This window comes from Pseudoalteromonas sp. SR43-2, assembly GCF_014163885.1.
In the GTDB taxonomy this organism is placed as follows: Bacteria; Pseudomonadota; Gammaproteobacteria; order Enterobacterales; family Alteromonadaceae; genus Pseudoalteromonas; species Pseudoalteromonas distincta.
This window is the reverse complement of record NZ_JACJED010000013.1, coordinates 87,747-113,425: the sequence shown is the minus strand read 5'-3', so window position 1 is coordinate 113,425 and position 25,679 is coordinate 87,747. Positions and strand designations below refer to the sequence as shown.

At 38.7% G+C, this 25,679-nt stretch carries 19 protein-coding genes; 18 read left to right on the top strand and 1 reads right to left on the bottom strand.

All coding sequences use genetic code 11. The features are described 5' to 3' along the window. The first annotated feature begins 85 nt into the window (after positions 1-85). The 18 genes from H5120_RS12445 (at position 86) to H5120_RS12360 (ending at position 24,744) form a co-directional block, all read left to right on the top strand. Positions 86-598: a YcgN family cysteine cluster protein gene (locus H5120_RS12445; RefSeq protein WP_004334734.1), complete on the top strand. Its 513-nt coding sequence runs from the start codon at positions 86-88 to the stop codon at positions 596-598. Beyond that, positions 598-1,110: an RNA methyltransferase gene (locus H5120_RS12440; RefSeq protein ID WP_024595017.1), complete on the top strand. Its 513-nt coding sequence runs from the start codon at positions 598-600 to the stop codon at positions 1,108-1,110. Before H5120_RS12445 ends, H5120_RS12440 begins: the two co-directional genes overlap by 1 nt. 78 nt (positions 1,111-1,188) lie before the next feature. Beyond that, positions 1,189-2,079, top strand: coding sequence for an ABC transporter substrate-binding protein (locus tag H5120_RS12435; RefSeq protein ID WP_182674683.1), 891 nt, complete (start codon positions 1,189-1,191; stop codon positions 2,077-2,079). 88 nt (positions 2,080-2,167) lie between these two features. After that, positions 2,168-3,424, top strand: coding sequence for a sugar MFS transporter (locus H5120_RS12430; protein ID WP_182674681.1), 1,257 nt, complete (start codon positions 2,168-2,170; stop codon positions 3,422-3,424). 256 nt (positions 3,425-3,680) lie between these two features. Continuing rightward, entirely contained in the window at positions 3,681-5,570 is a 1,890-nt protein-coding gene (locus tag H5120_RS12425; protein ID WP_182674679.1) for a methyl-accepting chemotaxis protein, read from the top strand. Between the two features lie 5 nt (positions 5,571-5,575). Then, positions 5,576-6,658 carry a GGDEF domain-containing protein gene (locus H5120_RS12420; RefSeq protein WP_182674677.1) on the top strand — a complete coding sequence of 361 codons (1,083 nt, stop codon included), beginning with the start codon at positions 5,576-5,578 and terminating at the stop codon, positions 6,656-6,658. Between the two features lie 13 nt (positions 6,659-6,671). After that, a complete protein-coding gene (locus tag H5120_RS12415; protein ID WP_182674675.1) occupies positions 6,672-7,286 on the top strand; it encodes a DsbA family protein in 615 nt (204 codons plus the stop codon). Positions 7,287-7,537: 251 nt separating this feature from the next. Then, entirely contained in the window at positions 7,538-8,290 is a 753-nt protein-coding gene (locus H5120_RS12410) for a DUF3450 domain-containing protein (protein ID WP_004334751.1), read from the top strand. 10 nt (positions 8,291-8,300) lie between these two features. Beyond that, complete coding sequence (locus H5120_RS12405; RefSeq protein ID WP_004334754.1) at positions 8,301-9,668, top strand: MotA/TolQ/ExbB proton channel family protein; 1,368 nt, start codon at positions 8,301-8,303, stop codon at positions 9,666-9,668. A 3-nt stretch (positions 9,669-9,671) separates the two neighbouring features. After that, the gene (locus H5120_RS12400; RefSeq protein WP_182672359.1) at positions 9,672-10,199 is read left to right on the top strand and encodes a MotA/TolQ/ExbB proton channel family protein; all 528 of its coding nucleotides are present in this window, start codon (positions 9,672-9,674) and stop codon (positions 10,197-10,199) included. Between the two features lie 53 nt (positions 10,200-10,252). After that, entirely contained in the window at positions 10,253-10,666 is a 414-nt protein-coding gene (locus H5120_RS12395) for a biopolymer transporter ExbD (protein ID WP_004334764.1), read from the top strand. Between the two features lie 12 nt (positions 10,667-10,678). Then, entirely contained in the window at positions 10,679-11,284 is a 606-nt protein-coding gene (locus H5120_RS12390) for an energy transducer TonB (protein WP_024597386.1), read from the top strand. Positions 11,285-11,329: 45 nt separating this feature from the next. Further along, positions 11,330-12,658, top strand: coding sequence for a lipopolysaccharide assembly protein LapB (locus tag H5120_RS12385; RefSeq protein WP_182674673.1), 1,329 nt, complete (start codon positions 11,330-11,332; stop codon positions 12,656-12,658). 296 nt (positions 12,659-12,954) lie between these two features. Further along, positions 12,955-17,043, top strand: coding sequence for a hypothetical protein (locus H5120_RS12380; RefSeq protein WP_182674671.1), 4,089 nt, complete (start codon positions 12,955-12,957; stop codon positions 17,041-17,043). 63 nt (positions 17,044-17,106) lie between these two features. Next, positions 17,107-19,803, top strand: coding sequence for a TonB-dependent receptor domain-containing protein (locus tag H5120_RS12375; RefSeq protein ID WP_182674669.1), 2,697 nt, complete (start codon positions 17,107-17,109; stop codon positions 19,801-19,803). Between the two features lie 204 nt (positions 19,804-20,007). Further along, a complete protein-coding gene (gene asd / locus H5120_RS12370; RefSeq protein ID WP_182674667.1) occupies positions 20,008-21,147 on the top strand; it encodes an aspartate-semialdehyde dehydrogenase in 1,140 nt (379 codons plus the stop codon). Between the two features lie 338 nt (positions 21,148-21,485). After that, positions 21,486-23,375: a bifunctional diguanylate cyclase/phosphodiesterase gene (locus tag H5120_RS12365; protein ID WP_220487081.1), complete on the top strand. Its 1,890-nt coding sequence runs from the start codon at positions 21,486-21,488 to the stop codon at positions 23,373-23,375. A 229-nt stretch (positions 23,376-23,604) separates the two neighbouring features. Beyond that, positions 23,605-24,744 carry a DUF748 domain-containing protein gene (locus H5120_RS12360; RefSeq protein WP_182674663.1) on the top strand — a complete coding sequence of 380 codons (1,140 nt, stop codon included), beginning with the start codon at positions 23,605-23,607 and terminating at the stop codon, positions 24,742-24,744. 83 nt (positions 24,745-24,827) lie between these two features. On the opposite strand, the gene H5120_RS12355 is transcribed toward H5120_RS12360, so the two are convergent. Further along, positions 24,828-25,634, bottom strand: a complete 807-nt coding sequence (locus tag H5120_RS12355; protein ID WP_004334787.1) for an ion transporter — start codon at positions 25,632-25,634, stop codon at positions 24,828-24,830. Positions 25,635-25,679 lie beyond the last annotated feature (45 nt).

Genomic DNA, 25,679 nt, shown 5'->3' with positions numbered 1-25,679 from the left:
AGCCAGTACTTTGAAAGGGTATTGGCTTTGCGCCATTTACAGCAATACGGTAGAATGCGCGCTCTTTAGGGGGCACGAGAAAACTATGTTTGATCAACAATTAGCAAATACACAATTTTGGCTTAAAAAAAGCTTAAGCGACATGAGTCAAAACGAATGGGAAGCCATTTGTGATGGATGCGGAAAATGTTGTTTAAATACGTTTATTGATAGCGAAGATGAAGACGAATTTACCGCCACCGATCAGTTACGCGAAGGTGAGCAATTAATATTTACTAATATTGTATGTCAGTATCTCGATAACAACACCTGTGGTTGTAGCGAATATGAAAACCGCCAAACGCTTGTTCCTTCTTGTGTAAAACTCACAAAAGAAAACCTTAAAGACATCTTTTTTATGCCACAAAGCTGCAGTTACCGTCGTTTACATGAAGGTCGTGGTTTGGCTTCTTGGCATCCGTTATTAAATAATGGTGATAAAACAAAGATGCATGAGCTAGGTATTTCTGTAAAAGACAAAACAGTAAAAGATTGCGATGTAAAGCTCGACGACTTTGATTTGTACATTGCAGAATGGCCAACAAAGGACGTAGATTAATGAGTAAACAACAAGCCGTAATTGGTTTAATCAATCCTAAAAGCCCGACTAATGTTGGTGGTGTATTGCGAGCAGCTGGCTGTTATGACGCTAAACAAGTTTTTTTTACAGGCAATCGCTACTTAAATGCCAAAAAATTCCATACAGATACAAAAAATGTAGTGGAGCGTATTCCTTTAACCGAAACAGATAATTTAGAAGCAATAAAGCCACAAGGCGCAACGGTTGTGGTTATTGAGCTTATTGAAGGTGCAACACCTTTACCTGAGTTTAAACATCCTGAAAATGCATTTTATGTATTTGGCCCCGAAGATGGTTCTGTATCAAAAGACGTCTTAAAGTGGTGTGATGAAGTGGTATATATTCCAACTATTGGCTGTATGAATTTAGCGGCAACCTGTAATGTAGTTTTGTATGACCGCTTAGCTAAATTAGGCGGCGTTGAGAGTAGTGACGATACTATTATTAGCTCTCGTGATACAAACAATAAAATGAGGTGGCAAAAAAGCTGATTAGTTAAGGTTTATTTGTGCAAAAGTGATAGTAGTAGCTAAACTTAAAAACACTATTAATCACAAATAGATACTAAAATGCGCTGGTTTTATTTTATATTATTGCTAACAACTAGTAATAGTTTTGCTGAAACATCGGTTGAGTATTTTCAAAATGGTACTCAACACACCTTAACTGGGCATTCCCATAAATCAGGGGTGCTCTATGAAGCTAAAAACTCCAAACAAACACTTCATCTAGCCACACTCGATTGGCCTCCCTATATTGGTAATAATGTATGTAATAAAGGCTGGGTTTATCAATTTTCAATTGCCTTGTTAAATAGTAAGGGCTACAGCGTATATATTGAATTTTTGCCTTGGGCAAGAGCGGTACGAAATGTAGAACTAGGCAGGGCTGACATACTAATGCCTGAATACTTTATAGAAGATACAGCCCCCTCCGATTATGTTGATGGTAAAACACGTCGAGAATTACTCGGCTTATCTAATTCGTTTAAAGGTGGTGAAATTGCTTTTTTAAAAAGGAAAGTCGATACAGACCATTTCACAGGAAACTTGAACTCGCTCAAAGGGCTTAAGATTGGTGTTGTTCGAGGGTATCAAAATACGCCAGAGTTTGATGCCATGATGGACAATGGCGAGTTTGAAGTTATCACCTCTGTTGATGATTTACAGCTTGTTAAGCTACTGACTGCTAAGCGTGTTGATTTGGTTATAGGCGACCCTCAAGCATTGAAATCATCTGTGGCTTACTCCTCTTTAACTAAACCTGAAAAACAGTCTTTGCTTTCTTCCATTGAGCAAGAAAGCATTCCTTTGCAATATAACTCTTTATATTTTGCCATTAGTAAGCGTGCGCATAATTGGCTTTTAGTATTAGAGGATATAAACGAAGGGCTTTATCAGTTTAATAACAGTGGCGAAATAGACCGAATTATTAGAGCGACAAATACACAATGTGAATAATTCTGCTGGAACGTTCCATAAGTGCGCTGACTAATTTATATTTAAACATGTAAAATCGTTTTCAACTTGTTAATGGAGTGAAAACGACGTGAGTGAAATAAATACAAACCAATCATTTGCGGTCAACGAACAGCCAAATAAAAATTACCTGTTTCCACTGACTGCAATGACGACCCTATTTTTTTTATGGGGTTTTATTACTGTTTTAAACGATGTACTAATACCACGATTAAAAGGTGTATTTGATTTAAGCTTTTTTGAAGCGATGCTAGTACAGTTTTGCTTTTTTGGTGCTTATTTTATTGTTTCTATCCCTGCGGGTATTTTAGTTAAGCAGTTTGGTTACAAAAAAGGGATTTTAACCGGTTTAATCGTGGCTTCAATTGGCTGTATGTTGTTTTACCCTGCTGTTGTAGTACATGAGTATTGGCTATTTTTAGGCGCTTTATTTGTACTTGCCGCTGGTGTAACGGTACTTCAGGTTTCTGCTAACCCTTATGTTGCTGCTCTTGGGCCTGAAAAAACAGCTTCTTCTCGTTTAAATTTGGCACAGGCACTTAATGCGCTTGGTACTACTGTTGGGCCTTATGTAGGTGGTTTATTATTTTTTGGTACTGCAGGTAGTTTAGCTGCATCTGCAGCAACTGCTGAATCTGTAAAAGTGCCTTATTTAATGCTTGCTGGCGCTTTATTACTTATCGCTATTGTATTTGCCTTTATAAAGCTTCCAGAAATTGAAGCCCACAAAGAGGAAAATAATACAGCAATTGAATCTCGTTCGTTAATGCAAGCACCGCACTTAACTATGGGTGTACTTGCTATATTTTGCTACGTAGGTGGGGAAGTTGCCATTGGCAGCTTTTTAGTTAACTACTTTGGTGAGGCGCACATAGCAGGGCTTGAAGAGCATACTGCGGCCGCACTTATTAGTTATTACTGGGGCGGGGCAATGGTAGGACGTTTTATTGGCTCTGTATTATTACAAAAGATTGCACCTTCTAAAGCTATAGCGTTTAATGCATTTAGTATTATTGCGCTATTATTGATCACTATTTTTACTCAAGGTGACGTCGCTTTATACTCAGTATTGGCAATTGGTTTATTTAACTCAATTATGTTCCCGACTATATTTTCAGTTGCAATCGAGCGACTAGGATCATTGACGAGCAAAGGTTCTGGCTGGTTATGTTTAGCAATTGTTGGTGGTGCACTTGTACCATTACTGCAAGGGTTTATAGCTGATACAGTAAATATACAGCAAAGCTTTTTTGTTCCAATGTTATGTTATGTATTTATTGCATGGTACGGTTTAAATGTTGTTCGCTTAGCAAATAAGTGGAAATAACAGACTATACAAGAGTGACTGAATACGTATTCAGTCACTTATAAAGCTACATTTAATGGGAACGTTCCACAAGCTATAAATCTAGTCATTAATTATTTTAATATTAGCCAGCTACCCACCAAAGCCTATTTTTTTACAATCCTTTATTCTTATTTTTCATCAATAACCTAACTGTAAGTCTCTTTTACTAGGACATTTAGCTAAATTTTTGCTAAAACAGTAAGGCTAATAACGATAAATAATAAAAAGGATGTATATGCTTAACTCGTTGAAATTTACTTCCAAAGTGACTATTGCAGCCTCCTTAATTTTGGTTTTGGTGCTAGGATTATTTACTTTTAATAACTACATTGCGATGCGCAAGCAAACCGAGCAGCAGTTAAGCCTGGTATTGCAACAAAATTCCGAATCTGTTTCACAAAATATAGCGAGTTGGTTAAATGCAAAGTTGGCGATTGTTATATCAATTGCTAAAACCCATAAAGCTAATGATTCTAAAGCACTCACCCTTTCACAATTAAATACAGCAGAGCTTGCTGGAAGCTTTAAAAATACGTATATAGGTAAATCCAGCGGCACGTTTATATTAAACGATCAATCAGTCGTTTTACCTGCAGATTTTGATGCGACTTCTCGCCCTTGGTATAAATTAGTCGAAAACAAATCAAATACCGCTTTTACAACTCCTTATATTGATGTGACTACTAACGAGCTTACAATTTCAGCGGTAGTACCCATACTCCAAAATGGCCAATTTAGCGGCGTTGCAGGTGCCGATATTGATATGCAGACCGTGACAAAAATTATCAACGATATTGACTTTTTAGGACTCGGTTATGGTTTTTTACTCGACAGCAAAGGCCAAGTGTTAAGCCATCCAAATGCTCAGTTAAACTTAAAAAATACATCAGACATCTTTGGCACTAATACGCCTTTACAAAGTGAGTTTACCCAGTACGAGATAAACGGAGAGTCTAAGCTTATTTCGTTTACAAAAATTAGTGGTATTGAAAACGTAGATTGGTACCTAGGTGTTGTTATAGACAAAGATAAAGCGTATGCCAGTGTCTCTAATTTTGGCCAAACCGCAGCTGTTTTTATGGTGATAGGAATTATCACTATTATAATTATGATGCAGCTTTTATTACGCTATTTAATGCAGCCAATGAATCGTTTAAACGATGCTATTAAAGATATAGCACAAGGTGAGGGCGATTTAACAAGGCGTTTAACCGTTGAAAACGACGATGAATTTGGCGATTTAAGCTATTCATTTAATATTTTCATCGAAAAAATTCAGCATTCAATAGAGCAAGTAAAAGAGTCTACAAAGCAATTAGATACAGCTATTGAGAGCTTGGTATCACAAACACATTCTTCGCTGTCTATGTATGATGATCAAAGTAAAAGAACCGATAGTGTTGCAGCGGCTATCAACCAGTTTTCTGCCACATCAATGGATATCTCAAGTAATGCAGAGAGTGCATCGCAGCTTGCTAAAAATGCAGATGAACATTCAACACAAAACCAAGAAGCATTAAGCCACAGTGTTGCAACTATCCACCAGCTCTCGGGTAATATGGAAAAAGCTCAGCAAACTATAAACAGTTTAAATTCGCATACAGCCAGTATTGGCCAAGTGCTTGAAGTTATTAAAGGTGTAAGCGAGCAGACTAATTTATTGGCACTTAATGCCGCAATTGAGGCCGCTAGAGCAGGAGAGGCGGGACGCGGTTTTGCCGTTGTAGCAGATGAAGTTCGCCAATTAGCGCACCGCACTCAACAGTCAACGCAAGAGATTGAAGACACGGTTAGTCAGTTGCAAAAAGGCTCAAACCTTGCTGTAGAGCTTATGAAAACAAGTCTTGAAGGCAGTGAAAAAAGCGTGCAACAAGCCGATGCTGTTGGCAATTTAATGAGCCATGTTATACAAGCGATTCAACAAATTAACGATGCAAATCACTCTGTGGCCACTGCAACAGATGAGCAAAACCAAGTTGTTAAGTTATTAGATACAGATATTCAAACAATTAATTCGCTTTGTATACAAGGCAAGGCCAACTTAAATGACACGCTTGACGAATGTACCAAACTAAAACAACAGTTTAGTGCTTTAGAAAATATGGTTCAAAAGTTTAAAGTATAAAATTAATGACTAAAAAAAATGTGAATAAACCAAATTGGCTCAGTCTAATAAATATCGACAGTGTTTATAGCTCAGACATGCAACGCAAAGCGTTTTCTTTATTTACCATGATTGGGATTTCAATTGTGTTGATCGCAGTATTAGTGTTTTTTAATTATAAGCTTTATTCGCCACTACTGACCGCTTCATTAATTATCGTTAACATTACTAATATAAGCTGTTCTATCTACTTTATAAAAACGGGTAACCTGCAAGTTGTGGCATTAATAAGTGTGAGCATTGTGTGCATGATGTTTGTTGCACTTGTTTATACCGGCGGTAAAGATAATACCGCTCTATATTGGCTAATGTTTTATCCTGTCGTAACGTTTGCATCTTTAGGGGTTAGATTAGGTGCTTGGTTAGGCTGTACCTTACTGTTTTCTTGTATTGTTATTTTATACGGCCCTGACTTTGGTCAAGTTAGCTATGGCAACGTAGAAAAAACACGTTTTATAGCGTCCTTTTCTATGGTATTTTTATTCTCATTTATTGGTGAGTATTTTAGGCATAAAAGCCACATGGCTATTGCCGATATTACGCTAGAGCAAAAACAAGATGCTTATACTGACCCCCTTACTGGCATAGCAAATAGGCGTTTTATTACCTCTCATTTTTTAAAGCTTGCTCAAACACGCCCAGAGCAGTACTTACCTTTTTCAATTTTGTTAATTGATTTAGATAATTTTAAATCTTTAAACGATACGCATGGCCACGATTTTGGTGATACGGTATTGATAGAATTCACGAAACTTCTTGAGTCTCAGTTTTTGGCAACTGCGTTAAAGGCCCGTTATGGCGGTGAGGAATTTGTTGTTATTTTACCGCAGCTCACTGCCTCTGCAGCCTCTGTAATTGCGAACAAATTTCGAGAAGCCGTGGCAGGGCATGTTATATTTACTGATGACAAGCAGCGTATTTCAATCACCTGTAGCATTGGTATTTCCCAAGTAAATAAAGTAACTGATTATGATGATTCGTTAAAGCAAGCTGATGAAGCTCTTTATAGTGCAAAGGCTTCAGGTCGCAATAGAGTCGTCTCAAACTAGTTGAAGGATTAATATGTCTCAAAGTAAGTTAATATATGTCTATGACCCAATGTGTAGTTGGTGTTGGGGTTACTCACCAACCTGGCTTAAGCTAAAATCAGAGCTTGCTGGTAAAGTGGCAATAGAATATAAAGTAGGTGGCCTAGCACCCGATAGCCAAGACCCAATGCCACAAAATATGAAAGAGATGCTTGAGGGGACTTGGCATAAAATTTCAGCGCAGTTAGGTACGCAATTTAATTATGATTTTTGGCGCAACTGCCAGCCAAGGCGTTCAACGTATCCCGCATGCAGAGCTGCACTTATAGCGCGTAAAGCAGATAAAGAAGCTCAAATGGTGGCAGCTATTCAACACGCTTATTATCTAAACGCACAAAACCCGTCTGATGAAAGTACATTAATTAGTTTGGCTGAAAAAATTGGCTTAAATAAAGATGAGTTTTCGGAGCAGCTAGCGTCGAGCGAGCTTAATGAGGAGCTCAAAGCGGAGTTATCCTTTGTTCGCACTTTACCAATTCAAGGTTTTCCCTCACTAGTGCTTATTAAAGATAATAAAGTTTACCCTATAGAAATTAATTATACCGATTGGCACTATTCTCTTAATCAAATTAATTCAATTTTGGACTAACCACCTTCTTGTATCTTCTTAATGAGGGGTATTTGGCCAGCAAGTACCCTTATTGGCGTTAAAACCTCCTCGTAAGTCTTAATTGTTACCATTGTCATAAAAGCGACTTTTTTGCGCAACATCCTTGTCATGTTTCATCTATAAACTCCTGCTCATTAAATTATTAAGTCATAAATTATTTATATAACAAAGTTTATGACCTAAAAAAACAAACTAGCAAATCCGCTAACTAACGAGTAAAGGTGTATGCGATGAAAGGCGTTAAACCATTAATCTTAGCTGGTATTGTGGCCGCAAGTGCAGCAGTACACGCAAACGATTTAGATAAGGTTATTGATAAAAGCAGTGAAATTAATAAATCAGCTGCGCAATCACAAACAAAAATAGACAAGATTGCAGATTCAATGCAAGGACGTTTACAGCAATTTAAAACCCTCAATAAAGAGATTGATGGTTTAGCTGTATACAACGCCCAGCTAACTAAACAATTAAATAATCAAATAGAAGAGATGGAATCTTTAAACCTGTCAATGGATCAGGTTTCTATTATTGAACGTCAAATTACGCCGCTAATGCTTAGAATGATTGAAGGTCTTGAGCAGTTTGTATCTTTAGATATTCCATTTTTAGCTGATGAGCGCACTAAGCGCGTTACGTCTTTAAAAGAAATGATGAATCGTGCTGATATTAACTCAAGTGAAAAATTTCGCCGTGTACTTGAAGCGTATCAAGTAGAAGTTGACTACGGGCGCACTATTGAAGCTTATACCGCACTTTTAAATGTGGATGACAAAGAGCGTGAAGTTGATTTTTTACGCATTGGCCGTTTAGAGCTTATTTACTTAACACGCGATGGCAAAAAAGCAGGTAGTTGGAATGCAGATACAAAATCATTTGAAGCATTACCAGACTCTACAATAAGCCAAATTAATAAAGGTTTACGCATTGCGCGTAAACAACTTGCCCCAGATATGTTAACTCTGCCAGTACATGCAGCAGAATAAGAGGTTGAAAATGAAATTGTTTACTCAAATGACAAAAATAGCTCTTTTTGCTGCAAGCCTAAGCATTACTGGTGCAAGTATAGCGGCAGAGCCAATGAACTTAGATTCATTACTTAAAACGCTCGAAAATGGTAAATCAGCTCAAAGCGAGCAAAATAAACAACGTGAACAAGAGTTTGCTGCTCGCCAAAACGAGCAAGTACAAACACTTAAAAATACCCAAGCAAAGCGCAATCAAATGCTGGTGGAATCTGAACGTCTAGAAACGCAATTTGAAGAAAACGAAGTAAAACTTGCTAACTTAACAGACACGCTTTCTAAACGCATGGGTTCGCTTAAAGAGTTGTTTGGCGTTCTTCAACAAGTTGCAGGGGATTCTAGTAATAAGTTTGCGACATCAATAGTATCTGCTCAGATTGCTGGGCGCAGTACGTTTATGGATGACCTTGCTCAAAAGATGGGCTCAACTTCAAAACTTGCTTCAATAGAAGATATTGAAAAAGTATGGTTTGAATTACAACGCGAAATGACCGAGCAAGGTAAAGTAAGTCGTTTTAACGCAAGTGTTATTGTTGAAGGCGGTACTAAAGCACAGCAAGAAGTTGTGCGAGTCGGCGCATTTAACCTTATATCAAACGGTAAGTATTTAGAGTTTAACTCCTCGACTAATTCTTTGAGTGAATTAACACGCCAACCTGTATCGCGCTTTACTGCAACAGCAGAAGAGCTACAAAGCACTAAAAGTGGCGTGGTGCAATTTGCACTTGACCCAACAGGTGGCTCTATACTTGGTTTGTTAGTACAAGCACCTGATACACAAGAACGTGTTCATCAAGGTGGCACAGTGGGTTATGTGATTTTAGGCGTAGGTGTTATTGCACTACTTATATCACTTGAGCGTTTTTTCTCGTTATTAATTATGGGCGGTAAAATTCGTCGTCAGCTTAAAGATACAGTTGCACGTGATGACAATCCGCTTGGACGCGTAATGAAAGTAAAAGATCAATTTCCAAGTGTTTCACACGACACACTGGAGCTTAAATTAAGTGAAGCTATTTTACGTGAAATGCCAAAAGTGACGCGTAATTTAACACTTATCAAAATCATCTCTGTTGTTGCGCCGCTGTTAGGTTTACTAGGTACGGTAACCGGCATGATCAACACATTCCAAGCAATCACCTTATTTGGTACTGGGGATCCTAAGCTTATGGCGGGTGGTATTTCTCAAGCGCTAGTAACAACGGTATTGGGCTTAGTGGTCGCCATACCAACGGTATTTTTATACACCTTACTTAATACGCGCGCTAAAAATATCTTGTTAACTATTCAAGAGCAGAGCGCCGGTATTATTGCAGAGCGAAGCGAGAAGGGAGCATAAACCATGGTGCTATTGATTGACTCAATCAATGCTATCCGTGATTTTCTCGACACTGGTGGCCAAGTTCTCTTGGTCATCGGGGTGTTAATCTTCGCGATGTGGTTATTGATACTCGAGCGATTTATTTACTTTTTTAATGGTTTTAGAAGCTATAAACACGCTCTTAAAGCCACTTGGATTAACCGTGCAGAACGAGATAGCTGGAATGCAGAGCAAATACGCGAAGCGATGATATCGCGAGCTGGTATGCGCTTAAACACCAATCTTTCTTTGATTAACGTGATGGTTGCTTTGTGCCCGCTACTTGGTTTGTTAGGCACGGTAACAGGCATGATAGAAGTGTTTGATGTAATGGCAATTACCGGCACTGGTAGTGCCCGCTCAATGGCATCAGGGGTATCTAAAGCAACTATCCCGACAATGGCAGGTATGGTAGGTGCGTTATCTGGGGTATTTGCCTCAACGTACTTACAACGAAAAGCTAAGCGCGAAGTAGAACTACTACAAGACAGCATGGTTTTAGACCATTAAGCAAAATTTTGATAAGCGGCTCTTATAAAGCCGCTCATCCTAGGAGAATAAAAATGAGAGCCCCGTTAGGAAACCTATTTCAAGAAGACGAAGCTGAAGAAATAAACATGACCCCAATGCTAGACGTTGTATTTATCATGCTTATTTTCTTTATTGTAACTGCTTCTTTTGTTAAAGAAGCCGGTATTGATGTAAATCGCCCAGAAGCCGCAACAGCTGTTAAAAAAGAGCGTGCTAATATTTTAGTGGCTATTTCTGATACAGGCGAGATTTGGATTAATAAACGTCAAATTGATGTACGCGCAGTACAAGCCAATATCGAGCGTTTAAAAGCAGAAAATCCACAAGGTAGCGTTGTGATTCAAGCGGATAAAAAAGCCACTACCGAAATGTTGATTAAGGTGATGGATGCCTCGCGCGCGGCGGGCGCATTTGATGTATCAATTGCCGCACAAGATGCGTCTTAAGGGCTAGTTATGTTGCGATATTTAGTTGCATTAGTGATAGCCGGTGTAGTGACCTTTATGTTGTTTTTAGGCATGCAGGCACTGATCACTGGCGGTGAAGGCGCTATGACGGATCCGGTTAAGGGTAACGTACTTGATTTTGTTCGCTTGAAAAAAGAAGAAACCGTACAAAAAAAAGAGCGCAAGCCACAAAAGCCACCAACACCAAAAGAGCCGCCACCACCAATGGAATCACCGCAAATGCAAAATAGTGATGCTACAGCAAATGCTAACAACTTTGACTTTGGTGCTAATGTAGATGCGGATGTAAATTTAGCCGGCGGGTTAGCACTTGAAACAAGTGATGGTGAATACTTACCGATTGTAAAGGTGGCCCCTGTTTATCCGCGCCGTGCGTTATCACGTGGCATAGAAGGCTACGTTATTGTTGAGTTTACAGTAACTAAACAAGGCACTGTACGCGACCCACAAGTAGTAAAAGCAGAGCCTGAGTCACTTTTTGATAGAGCTGCGATGGATGCAGCCCTTAAATTTAAATATAAACCGCGCGTAGTAAACGGTGAAGCCGTTGAAGTTGCGGGTGTTCAGAACAAAATATCTTTCCAAATTAGCGGTTAATTTAGTAATTAACCACGAGTAAACGGACAGAAATGCGAGGCGATTATGAAATTACTACCTACAGCTAAACTTTTAAAGTTAACACTATTTTGTACCGCTGCGATCAGTACAAGTATTGTTGCACCAAGTGCTCTAAGCCTAATTCCAGGGCTAAATGTAGCTACGGCACATGCAGAGCAAGAACAAAAAACGAAACGTGTACCAGCACTGCGTGAAAAGGTTTATAGCCAGCTTGCTCGTGCGCAAAAACTTGCTGACGATGGTGATGTTAAAGGTGGACTTGAAGCGCTTGATAGCATTGAAGAGCGAGCTGCAAGCATGAACTCGTACGAAGTGGCAATGATGCATAACTTTTACGGGTTTATTTATTACAACGAAAACGACTTACCAAAAGCGATTGCCTCGTTTGAAAAAGTGGTAGCAGAGGAAGCCATTCCTGAGTCACTTCGTTTAAGCACTACATTTAGCTTGGCTCAACTGGCTATGGCTAATAGTGATTACACTAAAGTTATCTCTTTTTTAGATGACTGGGACAGTATTAACACTCAGCCTAAAACAGAAGGCTACTACTTGTTAAGAGCTCAAACATACTATCAGTTAAAAGATTATAAAAAAGGACTTGAGTACATATCTCAAGTGATTGCTTTAAGCGACAGCGAAGGTAAAGCCCCTAAAGAAAACTGGTTAGTACTACAGCGTGCAATGTATTACTCGCTTAATCAAACTGACAAAGTTGTTGAAGTGCTTGAGCGCATGGTAAAGCTTTATAATAAGCCTGAGTATTGGGTGCAGTTATCGGGTATGTATGGTGAAACAGGTAGGGAGAAACAACAGTTGGCGGTAATTGAAGCGGCTTACCAGCAAGGATTTTTAACCTCTAAATCTGATTTACGCCAATTAGCGCAAGTGTATTTATACAATGGTTTAGCGTTTAAAGCTGCAAAAGTGATGAGCGATGCCATTGATAAAGATATTGCTGAAAAAACAGCAAAAAACTACGCTTTTGTTGCCGAGGCGATGATCCAAGCTAAAGAAGATGAAAAATCTATTACCTACTTTGCAAAAGCTGCTGATTTATCTGAGCACGGTAAATACGATCAACGTTTAGCCGAAGTATTTGTTAATACAGAGCAATATGAAGAAGCCGCCGATGCAGCGCGTAAAGCACTTGATAAAGGTGGTCTTGATTTTGAATCAAATGCATTTGTTGCACTGGGTATGGCGCAGTACAACATGCAAAATTTTGATGCATCAATTTTAGCGTTTGAGCAGGCAGAAAAACATAAAAAATCTCAGCGTTTAGCACAGCAGTGGATCAAATATGTAAAGCGCGAAAAAGTGCATGCAGAAACACTTAGAACAGCTTTACTGTAAATTTTAAAGCGCTTTACTAATTAACAAGTCACGCGTGTAAAACGAGTTCATAATCGCAACACTAAAACCGCCTCAGGGCGGTTTTTATCGTCTCTAAAAGCATCCAATTGTTTGATTTTAAATAAGTTACTTTTGTCATCTTATGGTTATTAAACTGTAACTACTTTGTCATAAGTCTCCCGTATTGTAACCGCAGCTAAACTCAAGTGACCTTAAAGCATTATTTAAGTGTTTTATGGTGACTTGAGTTTATTTGAGCACCTAAAAAATAATTAAATACTTTAACGGAGTGAACAATGAAATTATCTGACTTATTCAAAGTAAGTTTGATTGCAACTGCAGTATCTTTAGCTGGTTGTGGTGGAGACTTAGTAGTATCTGAAGGCGACACAACTATTAATGAAGGTGATACAGTAACTAACGTTATTGAAGGCGGTGACGATACAAGTGGTGAAACGTCATCACGTGATGATTCACAAAATGCTACCACTGGCTTTCCTACTGATATTGATAATGCACTAACTCAAGGTTTAGCAACTGATGTTTCTAGTGAGTTTACATCTATTACAGATAAGCCCGTATATCGCTTAGCTGCAGATACCGTGTTCACTACTGATGTATCGTTAACAAACGACGCACACTGGATCTTAAATGGCCGTACTGCGGTTGGTAATGATCGCGCAGATAACGCCAAGCTTTATATTCAGCAAGGTACAACGATTATTGGCGAAACAGGAGATGACTTCCTAGTTGTTCGTCGCGGTTCACAAATTGAATCGGTAGGGACTGTAAGTCAGCCCATTACAATGACCTCAATTCAAGATGTTACAGCTCAAGAAACAACGATTGGTCAGTGGGGCGGTTTAGTATTATTAGGTAACGCGCCAGCAAATTCTTGCGGCGACCAAGAAGGTGAAGCAACAGCTGATGAACTTGCTAATTGTGGTGTGTCGGCTGAAGGTGATGCAGGTCAGTTTGGTGGCGATATCAGTGATGATAATTCAGGTACTTTAAAGTATGTACTTGTTAAGCAAGCCGGTAAAACGTTAGGTAATGGTGATGAGTTAAATGGTATTACGTTTGCAGGTGTTGGCTCTGCAACTACGGTTGATTATATTCAAGTACATGAAAATCTTGATGATGGTATCGAGTTTTTTGGTGGTACCGTTAATGTAAGCAATGTTGTACTTACAAATATTGGTGACGATTCGCTAGATTGGTCTTTTGGTTGGACGGGCTCAGCCACAAACGTTTATATTCAGCAAGCGGCTAACGTAGGCGATAACGCTATTGAAGCTGATAACTCTGAATTTGATTCAAGTGCCACGCCATTAACTTTACCTACTATTTCAAACGTTACAATTGTGGGTGCTGAGGGCAATAACGGCATTCGTTTACGTGCGGGTACTGCTGGGGTTCTTAAAAATGTATTTGTAACGGGCCCAGCTACTTATGAAAACTGTTTACGTGTAGGTTCAGATTCAGTACCTCGTGCTGAGGATGGCACACTTACGATTACAAACTCTATTGTTGCTTGTCAAACTGCAGCGAATAACTTTGGCAGCGAAGTTATTAACGGTGGCGATGTACAATCTTGGTTTGAAGGCCAAGACGCTAACCAAACACTTACCCCAGCTGATTTAATGCTAGATGACAACGGTTATACACCACTTGCTGGCTCGCCACTTATTGCAAATACTCAAATTGGTGCATTTGATGGCTCAACTAATTGGATGGAAGGTTGGACTGTTGGTATCAATGGTGGCTTCCCTACTGATATTGATAATGCGCTATCACAAGGTTTAGCCTCAGACGTATCAAGCGAATTTCCAGAAATTACAGATAAGCCAGTATATCGCTTAGCTGAAGATACAACGTTTACAGCGGATGTAACACTTACAAATGACGCACATTGGATTTTAAATGGCCGTACAGCAGTAGGTAATGACCGTGCAGACGCTACAACACTTTATGTTCAAGCAGGCACGACATTAATTGGTGAATCAGGTGATGACTTTTTAGTTGTTCGTCGTGGTTCGCAAATTAATGCCAATGGTAATGCAACTGCACCTATTACAATGACATCTATTGAAGATGTAACAGGCGCTGAAACAACAATTGGTCAATGGGGCGGTTTAGTACTTTTAGGTAATGCTCCTGCTAACTCGTGTGGCGATCAAACTGGTGAAACGACTGCTGAAGAACTTGCTAACTGTGGTGTATCAGCTGAAGGTGACGCTGGTCAGTTTGGTGGCGATATTAGCGATGATAACTCAGGTGTTCTTCGTTATATTGTCGTTAAGCACGCAGGTAAAACTCTTGGTAACGGTGATGAGCTTAATGGTATTTCGTTTGCGGGTGTAGGCTCTGCAACAAAAGTAGAATATATCCAAGTTCATCAAAACCTTGATGATGGCGTTGAGTTTTTTGGTGGTACTGTAAATGTTCGTAACATAGTACTTACTGATATTGGTGATGATGCATTTGATTGGTCGTTTGGTTGGACAGGTCGTGCGCAAAATATTTATATTCAACAAAGTGCTGTTGGTGGTGATAACGCTATTGAAGCGGATAACTCAGAATTTGATTCAAATGCTACACCTTTAACAAAGCCACTAATTTCTAACGTAACAATTGTAGGTGCTGATGGCACTAACGGTGTTCGTTTACGTGCAGGTACAGCGGGCGTTCTACGTAATGTAGTAATTACAGGACCTGAAGGTTACTCAAACTGTTTACGTGTGGGTTCTGACTCTGTAGCAAATGCAGAATCTGGTGAGCTTTCTATTGAAAACTCAGTAGTGGCATGTAGTGAAGATAATAACTTTGGTAGTGAAGCAATTGGTGGTGGTAACGTTCAATCTTGGTTTGAAGGCCAAACAGGCAACCAAACGCTGACAGCTGCTGGCCTTAGTTTAGCAACCGATGGCTTTACACCTAAATCTAGCTCACCATTATTAGGTTCGGGTGTTGATTCGTCAGACCTTGATTCGTTCTTTACTAAAACAGATTATATTGGTGCGTTTGATGGCGATAATAACTGGATGGATGGTTGGACAGTTGCTATAACACCAAGTTTTCCTGATGATATTCAAAATGCCTTAGAGCAGGGTTTTGCTACTGATGTATCAGCGAGCTTTCCTGAAATCACAGACAAGCCAGTTTATCAGTTAACTTCTGATGTTGTATTCACTTCAGACGTAACATTAACTAACGATGCCCATTGGATTCTCAAAGGCCGTACAGCCGTAGGTAATGACCGCGCTGATGAAACGACTTTATATGTTCAATTTGGTACTACGCTTATTGGCGAGTCGGGTGATGACTTTTTAGTTGTTCGTCGTGGTTCTAAAATAGAGGCCGTGGGCAGTGCAACTCAGCCAATTACTATGACGTCTATTGAAGATGTTACTGGTGGCGAAACGACTATTGCTCAATGGGGCGGTTTAGTGCTTTTAGGTAATGCACCGGCTAACTCGTGTGGCGATCAAGAAGGCGAAGCTACCGCTGATGAGCTTGCAAACTGTGGTGTGTCTGCTGAAGGTGACGCTGGCCAATTTGGTGGTAATGACCCAGAAGATAACTCAGGTACTTTAAAATACGTGGCAGTTAAACAAGCAGGTAAAACGCTAGGTAACGGAGATGAGCTAAACGGCATTACGCTTGCTGGTGTTGGTAGTCAAACAGAGCTTGATTACATTCACGTTCATGAAAATCTGGACGATGGTGTTGAATTTTTCGGTGGTACTGCAAACATCAGTCACCTTGTTTTAACTAATATTGGTGATGACTCACTAGATTGGTCATTTGGTTGGACGGGTAAAGCGCAATACGTACTTATCAAGCAAGCCGACTCAACAGGTGATAATGCAATTGAGGCGGATAACTCTGAGTTTGATTCAAGTGCAACACCACTCACAATGCCTACAATTTCTAATGTTACTATTATTGGTAATGTAGGGGTTAACGGTATACGTTTACGTGCAGGCACTGCGGGTATGCTTAAGAACGTGGTTGTGACAGGCGGGGCAGATTATTCAAATTGTTTACGTGTAGGTTCAGATTCAGCTCCTCGCGCAGAGGATGGTACATTAACTGTTACTCACTCAGTTGTTGCATGTGAAACGGCAAATAACTTTGGTACGCAAGCAATTGGTACTGGTAATGTTGAGTCTTGGTTCTTAGGCCAAACAGGTAACTCTGTGCAAGCAGCCACAGACCTTGGTTTAGCAGATAACGGATATATGCCTTCGGCTGAGTCATTACTGCTAGGTAATGGTTTTGATTCTTCAAGCCTAGATAGTTACTTTGATTCAGTAGATTACATTGGTGCAATGGATGCACAAACAGACTGGACAGCAGGTTGGGTTAAGGTAGGTCTTTAATCCTCTCCACTAAAAGCCGGACGAAAGTCCGGCTAATGTCTTGTTTTGTTTCGGAGTATAAAAATGAAATCTTTTAAACCCTCTTCTCTTGTTCTATGTAAACTAAATTGCGCAGTTATGGCTGCAATTATGGGGCTATCAGTAAACACAGCTATAGCAGCCGAAGCCGAAGAGCAAGAAATAGAAGAAGTAGTTGCTGTTGGCCAGCGACTAAAAGGTAGTGCAGGCGCAGTACTACAAGAGCGTCAAAATCAGGCATTTGTTGCTGATATTATGGGTGCTGATCAAATATCACGCACAGGTGATGGCGATGCAGCTTCAGCGCTTCGTCGTGTGACTGGTTTAACCTTAGTCGATGGTAAATATATTTATGTTCGTGGTTTGGGTGAGCGTTATTCAAGTACCCAACTTAATAGCATGTATGTTCCAAGCCCAGATCCCACTCGATCAGTTGTTCCACTGGATTTATTTCCATCGGATATTATTGAAAGTTTAAGTGTGCAGAAATCGTTTTCTCCTGATATGCCAGCGCACTTTGGTGGTGGTAATGTAAATATACGCACCAAATCTATTCCTTCTGATTTTTTGTTTAAAATACAGTTAGGTACTTCATATAACACCTCTAACAGTGACACCGGTTATTTTTACAGTGGTGGTGATGATGATTGGATGGGGCGCGATGATGGTACACGTGCTTTACCTTCATTAATTTCTACAGCGCTTAAAAGTGATGCAGGACTTGAAGGTGACAGCAGTACTACGCTTGAGCAGCGTCAAGCGCTCTTACAATCTCTAGATTGGCAAGTTGGACCTAATGAGAAAGACGTTGATCCAGGCATGAATTTTTCAGTAGCACTAGGTGATAGGTTTGAGTCTGAAGTAGGTACTTTTGGCGTTCTAGCCGCTGTTTCCTATGACAATGAATGGGAAGTAGTTAAAGAGCAAAGCGGTACAAATTTAGGGAGTTTGGGCTGCGAAGATAAATGTTTTGCACAAACTTATGATGGCATATCTACTGAACAAACCGTTCGTTGGAGTGGCACATTAAATTTAGGTTATGAATTTAATAATAACCATAAATTTGAACTAACGAATATAGCTCTTCATGATATGAGTGACAGAGTGCGTAATCGTGACTTTTTCGATGCTAACGAGTCTGAAGAAGGTGTTACTGAGTTACGCCGTGTTGACGTTATGTATGAAGAGCGTGAAATGTTCTCTACGCAGCTCAAAGGGACGCATAATTTTCCTGAATTAGAAAATTTATTTTTTGATTGGTATGCAGGTACAAGCCGCGCCAACAGAGATGCTCCAGGTGCATTAGATGTTGTTTTTCAAACTAACTTAAATGATGGTGTTTTTGAATCAGAACAGTTACAAGATGTTGCTGCTACTAACGTAACGCGTGATTATCAAACTTTGCATGATGACGTAGATACATATGGTTGGAATATGGGTATCCCATTTTATGGTGATGGCTATGAGTTAGAGCTTAAGGTGGGTGGCGATTTTTCTGAAAAAAAACGTGATGCAAGCAATATTCAATTTGGTATTACGCACCGTGGTATAGCTGATGACTTTACTTTTGGCTCAAACATAGACCAAATTTTTTCTGACGAAAATTTAGCTAATAGTGAGTTTTATACAAGTATTACAGGCTCTGGTATTTTTGATGATGGTACCGCAGATGGTGATAAGTACAGCGCTGCACATAAGTTAGACGCTTATTATTTTATGGCCGACTTTTTCTACGAAAACACATGGCGTATAACCGGTGGTATTCGTTGGGAAGACTTTTCTCAAATATCAGTGCCTTTTCAGGCTCATACTAATTTCTTTGATGGAACAATTGAAGAAGTGAGCGAAGTTGCAATAAAAGAAGATAACTTTTTTCCTTCTTTAGCAATTACTTATATTATGGATGAAGAAATGCAGTTTCGCTTAAACTTAAGTGAAACGACGATTCGCCCAGATATGCGTGATGTAAGCTCAACTTATTATGTTGACCCACTAACAGAGTTTTTAGTGCGAGGCTCGCCTACACTTCAAAGCTCTAAGCTAAAAAATGCTGACTTTAGGTTTGAGTGGTACATGCCTTCAGGAAACAATCTATCAGTTGCTTTGTTTTATAAAGATATTGAAAACCCAATTGAAATGGTTGAGTTAGCGGGTGTTGGTGGAGCTGCTCCGCAATTACTAACAGCAAATGCGCAGTCGGGTGAACTAACAGGTATTGAGGTAGATTTTTTAACTGACTTTAGTTTTATTCATAATGATTTATCTGCCATATTTTTATCAGGTAACGTTACTCTATCGGATTCAAGTGTTGAGCTTGGTATAAACGATGCTGATGGGGTTGATTCATTATTTGAACAACAACTAAAAGAGGCGTTGGAAGCTGACTCTGTTTCTAACATTGTTACTAATAATAAACGTCGTTTAGTTGGTCATTCTGAATGGGTAGCAAACTTACAAATGGGTTATGACTCTGCTGATGGTTTTCATTCTACCTCAGTTGTTTATAACGTGTTTGGGCCGCGCATAATCGTACCAGGTACGCGTGGTAACGAAGACGCAGAAGAAAAGTCATTTCATTCTCTTGATTTAGTTTATTCTTACTTCCCTAACTTTAATACTAAAGTTAATTTTAAAGTTAAAAATATACTTGGCCAAGAAAAAGAAATTGAACAAGAAAACTTAACACTTTGGCGTCAAGAAGAAGGCACTGAGTTTAGTTTAAGTTTTAGCTACGAGTTTTAATTTTCTACCCAAGGAAGGGGGGATATAATAAAACCTAATTACCTATTAGCCCTGTATTTAATACAGGGCTTTTTTATGACTATGAAAAATATTTAAGTTCTACTTTATTCACTAGTTTTAGCGCGCTGGTGGTGTTATTTTGACGTTAATGAAAATTAAATCTCACGCAATGAATTTAATTTTTAATGTATTAAGGCATCTTTTATGAATCAAACAGTGGAACAAACAATGAAAAAAGTAGGATTAGTCGGTTGGCGTGGCATGGTTGGCTCTGTGTTATTAGAACGTATGCAGCAGCAAAGTGATTTTGCCCATATCGACACCACCTTTTTCACCACCTCACAAGCGGGGCAACTCGGCCCTGATATTGCAGGCGACGCAAAACCATTGCTAGATGCAAGTGACATTAGCGAACTTGCTAAAATGGATATTATTGTTACTTGCCAAGGCGGTGACTACACCAATGCGGTATATCCAAAATTACGCGAGTCGGGTTGGGATGGTTACTGGATTGATGCAGCTTCAGCACTGCGTATGAGTGAGGACAGCATAATAGTGCTAGATCCCGTAAACAAAGATGTTATTGAACAAGGCTTAGAGCAAGGCGTTAAAACGTTTGTTGGCGGTAACTGTACTGTATCGCTAATGCTACTCGCATTAGGCGGTTTATTTGAGCAAGACCTAATTGAATGGGTAAGCCCAATGACTTACCAAGCAGCCTCTGGTGCTGGTGCACGAAATATGAAAGAGCTTATTGCACAAATGGGCGCTATTCATGCAAGTGTTGCCGAGCAATTAGATAACCCAAGTTCTGCTATTTTAGAAATTGATAAAATAGTCAGTGAATCAATGGCGTCAAAAGACTTACCACAAGATCAATTTGGTGTGCCATTAGCGGGCAGTTTAATCCCGTGGATTGACGTACCTATGCCAAGCGGTCAGTCTAAAGAAGAGTGGAAAGCACAGGTTGAAGCGAATAAAATTTTAGGTTCTTCTAAGCAACCAGTGCCTATTGATGGTTTATGTGTACGTATTGGCGCTATGCGTTGTCATTCACAAGCGATGACCATTAAATTACGTGAAGATATTAGTGTAGAAAAAATTGAAGAAATTTTAGCGTCTCATAATGAGTGGGTTAAGGTAATTCCAAACGAGCGTGAAATTAGCGCCACAGATTTAACACCGGTTAAAGTAACGGGCACTTTAAGCATTCCTGTTGGGCGTATTCGTAAATTAGCGATGGGACCAAAATACATTAGCGCATTTACAGTAGGCGATCAGCTTTTATGGGGCGCGGCAGAGCCACTTCGTCGTATGTTACGCATAATTGTTGATGGTGAGTAATACCAATTCGCAATAATACTTAATCAATTTGAGGGGTTAAATCTGACGCTAACTACGTTAAATATTTCTGATATAGAACAACTAAATAACGAAATTTTTGCCTTGTTATCGACACGATTTTCTTCCCTCAAAATAGATCACTTAATTAAGCGAATTGGTATAATATATAATCAGTATTAACAAAAGGGGTTGGCAATTTGCCAGCCCTTTTTAGTTCAATGGCTTATAAAACCGCTTAAGAGGCTAAAATAATACTTTTTTATGAATGTTCACTTTTGTTTATTATTGAACTTAAGTAAACTGTTTACATTGTGCAACAGCCTATTCAAGTAACATTAATGACCTCTCACACAAATAACTTTGCCAATAAGCGATTAGCATTTGTTAGCTCCTATTTTAGTTCTGCAATTGCTATAAACACGGTTGTTTCTTGTTTTCTTATTTTTAGCAGTATTAACCACAGCGCCTCGCAAGAAAAGCTTTACTGGCTTTTTACGTTATCATTTATTTCATTACTTCGAATAGCAAGCCATGTATTTGTTAACAACACCCATGCTTTTAAATATCATCTGTATTTTATAGGTTTATTATTAACGGCTTTAACATGGGCTGCTTTTCCTATTTTGTTTTATGAAAACATGCAAATGCAGGAAAAATTTGTATCACTGGTTGTTTTTAGCTCCCTTGCTGGTGGCGGTGTAAACGTTTTAGCTTCTGATATTCGTTCCTCCTTGTCGTATATAACCTGTTTACTGGTTCCTTTTAGTATTTTATTACTTTTACAGCCTATTGAAGATGAGAATGTACTAGGTGTTTTAGGGCTCGTTTTATGGTTTATTTTGTGTTTTATAACGTCTTCACGTAGTGCAAAAGATGTAAAATCATCAATTAATAACGAACTTAAGTTAGATCAATTTATTGAAAACTTAGAAAACGAAGTGCAACTTCGTACCGAACAAATAATTTCTTTAGAGCAAAAAGACAACCTAACTAAATTGTTTAATAGGGGGAGCTTTGTTTCTAATGTTGAACTTGATTTAGCCAATCAAAATGATGATATTAAAGCTGTTTTATTTTTAGATATGGATGACTTTAAAATCATCAACGATAAATACGGTCACGATTTTGGTGATTTTGTGCTGGCTCAAACAGGTAAACGATTAGTTGAAACACAAACTCAAGGCGACTTTATTGCTTGTCGATGGGGAGGTGATGAGTTTATTTTTTATTCTCGCACTAACACCGAAGACGAACTTTTTGACTGTGTTTTTAGATTAGTTAAAACCTTAACGAAAACAGTAAGCATGGACAGCTACCAAGTAAATCCCTCTTTTAAGGTTGGGCTGTATTTTACGCGCGAAAATTTTAATCTTGCAGAGGCGATTAAATACGCTGATGTAGCTATGTATGAAGGTAAGAAAAGCCGTAATGAAATATCGGTATTTGACGAGCGAATGCATGAATCGCTTAAAAGAGAAGAAGTACTTCGCAGCTCAATTAAAGAGTGCGTAGAAAAAGGTGACTTTCATCTGTGTTATCAACCTATTGTTGATATAAGCACAAATGAAATAACCACGTTTGAAGTACTACTCCGTTGGCAGTTTAATGATGAATTTATTCCCCCTTCAGAATTTATAGATATTGCAGAGCGATATGGAAAAATTAATATACTCGGCGAATTTGTACTAGAGCAAGCCATTGCGAGCTTAAGTAAGCTCAATGCCGTAAATAGTAATATTGGATTGTCGATTAATGTGTCGGTGCTGCAACTAGAAAATCATAACTTTTTAGATTTTTTAGTCGCGCTTTTAAATAGATACGCAGTTAAACCATACAATGTGCATTTAGAAATAACAGAAACAGTCATGATTAAAAATTTACCGTATTTGTCAAAAGTGATTACGGCCATAAAAAATACCGGTGTGCGTATTTCTATTGATGACTTTGGTACTGGGTTTTCTTCTATATCGGTTTTAAAAGAGCTATCAGTTGATTACATTAAAATAGACAAATCTTATATTGATAATATTTGTGAGTGCTCAAAAGACAAAAGTATTGTATCTGCTGTAACTAACATGTCGCATATGATTGGTTGCCAAGTAATAGCAGAGGGCGTAGAAAACTCCGCTCAGTTAACGTTATTACAAAGCGTAGAAATTGATAAATACCAAGGTTTTATATTCAGTAAACCAGTTAGATTTGATCAAGCACTATCCTTGATATCTTAAAGGTACTCGCTGTTTTTATTTAGTTAAGCATTGCTGCATAAACCCAATTTTTTGTAGCAATTTTAAATTGGTATAACCTTTGCTGTTAATACTTAAATTAGCCACTTTAACTTCACTTAGGCTATTAACGATGTATTTTAAATACGATTTACGTAGTGTTATTACAATTTTGCGTAATTCTTACATGTTTAAAATGCTCATTTTAAAGTATTAGGTAAAGGAAATTACAATGAGCTCGGTTTCTAATGTATTTCATAGCAAATGGTTTAACTCATTTGCGGTTATTTTATTAGTCCTTATTATTGCCAGAATAGCCGCACCTTATGCGCTTCAGCAGTATGTGAATTATCAGCTAAAACATACGCAAGGTGTTACGGGGCATGTTGGTGATGTAGATTTGTTTTTATATCGCGGTGCCTACGCGATTGACGACGTTGAAATTTACGCTGTTGATGCAACTTCAGCTCCTAAGCCTTTACTGAGTATTCAAACTCTCGATTTTTCACTTGCGTGGTCAGCCCTTTTAAAAGGGAATTTAGTCACAAACATGGCTTTTACGCGTCCTGAGATAGTTATTTACGATAAAGACCCCAATGCTTCTGAGCAAAATCAACAAGTAAAAGATGAAACCACTTGGGTGGGACTGGCGAATGACTTAGTACTGTTTTCTATTGATACCTTAATAATTGAGCAAGGCAAGTTAACCTTAGTTAACTTAACCAATGGCGGTGAAAAACCCACTTTTATATCAAATATTAATGCCAAAATTGAAAATATAACGAATGCGCAAAACCTATCAAAAACACTTGTGACTACTCTAAATGTAGAGGGGGCGTTAATGGGGGAGGCCGCATTAAAGCTTGATGGCAAACTAGACCCTTTTAGTAAACACGCTAATTTTGATTTTAACGCAGAGGTACAGCGCTTCTCAGTTAAAAATCTCGACACTGTATTTAAAGTGTATACACCGTTTGATATTGAAGCGGGGGGCATTGATGGCGCTATGGAACTTGTGGCTAAAGATAATAACTTAAATGGTTATGTAAAAGCGGGTGTTCAAAACCTGAGTGTATTTTCTTGGCGAGAAGATATAGAAAAAGATGATGACGGTTTCTTTACTGCTATATTTGAAGGCAGTGTAGATTTACTGGGCTCTATACTTGAAAACGATGAGTCTAAACTTGTTGCTGCACGCATTCCTATAGAGGGGCAATTAGATAATACGGATGTTTCGACTTTTCAAGCTGTTATTTCGGTTTTAGAAAATGCTTTTTTTGATGCGTTTAAAATGAAAGTGGATAATGTTATTTCTTTTGAAGATCCAAAGAGTGATGAATCTTTAAGTTATAAAAGTAATAAAAGTAATTAATGTATTTATATTTCCCAAATTAAACGTTTAACTCAAAGTAACACCAACATCATTGATGTTGGTGTTACTTAGTTTAGATATTTTTATTTGTCTTTACTTAATAGCGCTTTAAGCTCTGCAATTTGTACTTGTAGCTCATTTACCTGACCTTGTGTTGCAGGTAGAGAATCGTTATCCGCAAGCTCTTCTCGGGCATTTCGGTGCTCCTCACTCATTACCTCAAGTATTGCACCTACCATCATGTTTAAAAATACAAATGCAGTTAAGAATATAAACGTAAGGTAATAAATCCAGCTTAATTCGTACACCGCCATTGTTTCGTACATTATGTCGGTCCAATCTTCAAACGTTGCTATTCTAAACAAGGTAAGCATTGATATTGAGACGTCTTGCCAAAGTACAGGGTTGATTTCAGCAAACATCATGCTACCCATTGCAGCGTATATATAAAAAATAACAAACATGAGCAGGGCTATATAACCCATTTGCGGAATGGCTTTAAGCAATGAGTTAACCAATAAACGCAGCTCTGGGATCATTGAAACCAATCGTAACACTCTAAATATGCGTAACAGCCTAGCAATTAACATTGTAGAGCCAGCAGCAGGGTATAAACTGCCCAATACTATGATAGTGTCAAATATATTCCATCCCTTAGAAAAGAAGTCTTTAATGCCTTTGCTTGCAACAAAGCGGATTATTAGTTCAATTAAAAAGAATGCAGTAATGCCAACGTCCATCCAATTTAGAGCAAGCTCTACGGTAGGATGTAGTGAGTAAGTGTGTGCACCTACTGTAAGGGCAGAAACAATAATTACAGCTATAACAAATGATTGAAATATCTTGCTTTTGTCTATACGCTGAAACAACTTTTGTAACTGCGACATCATAGTAATAGATCCTTTGGATATTAAGATTTTATGGCGCTAATATAC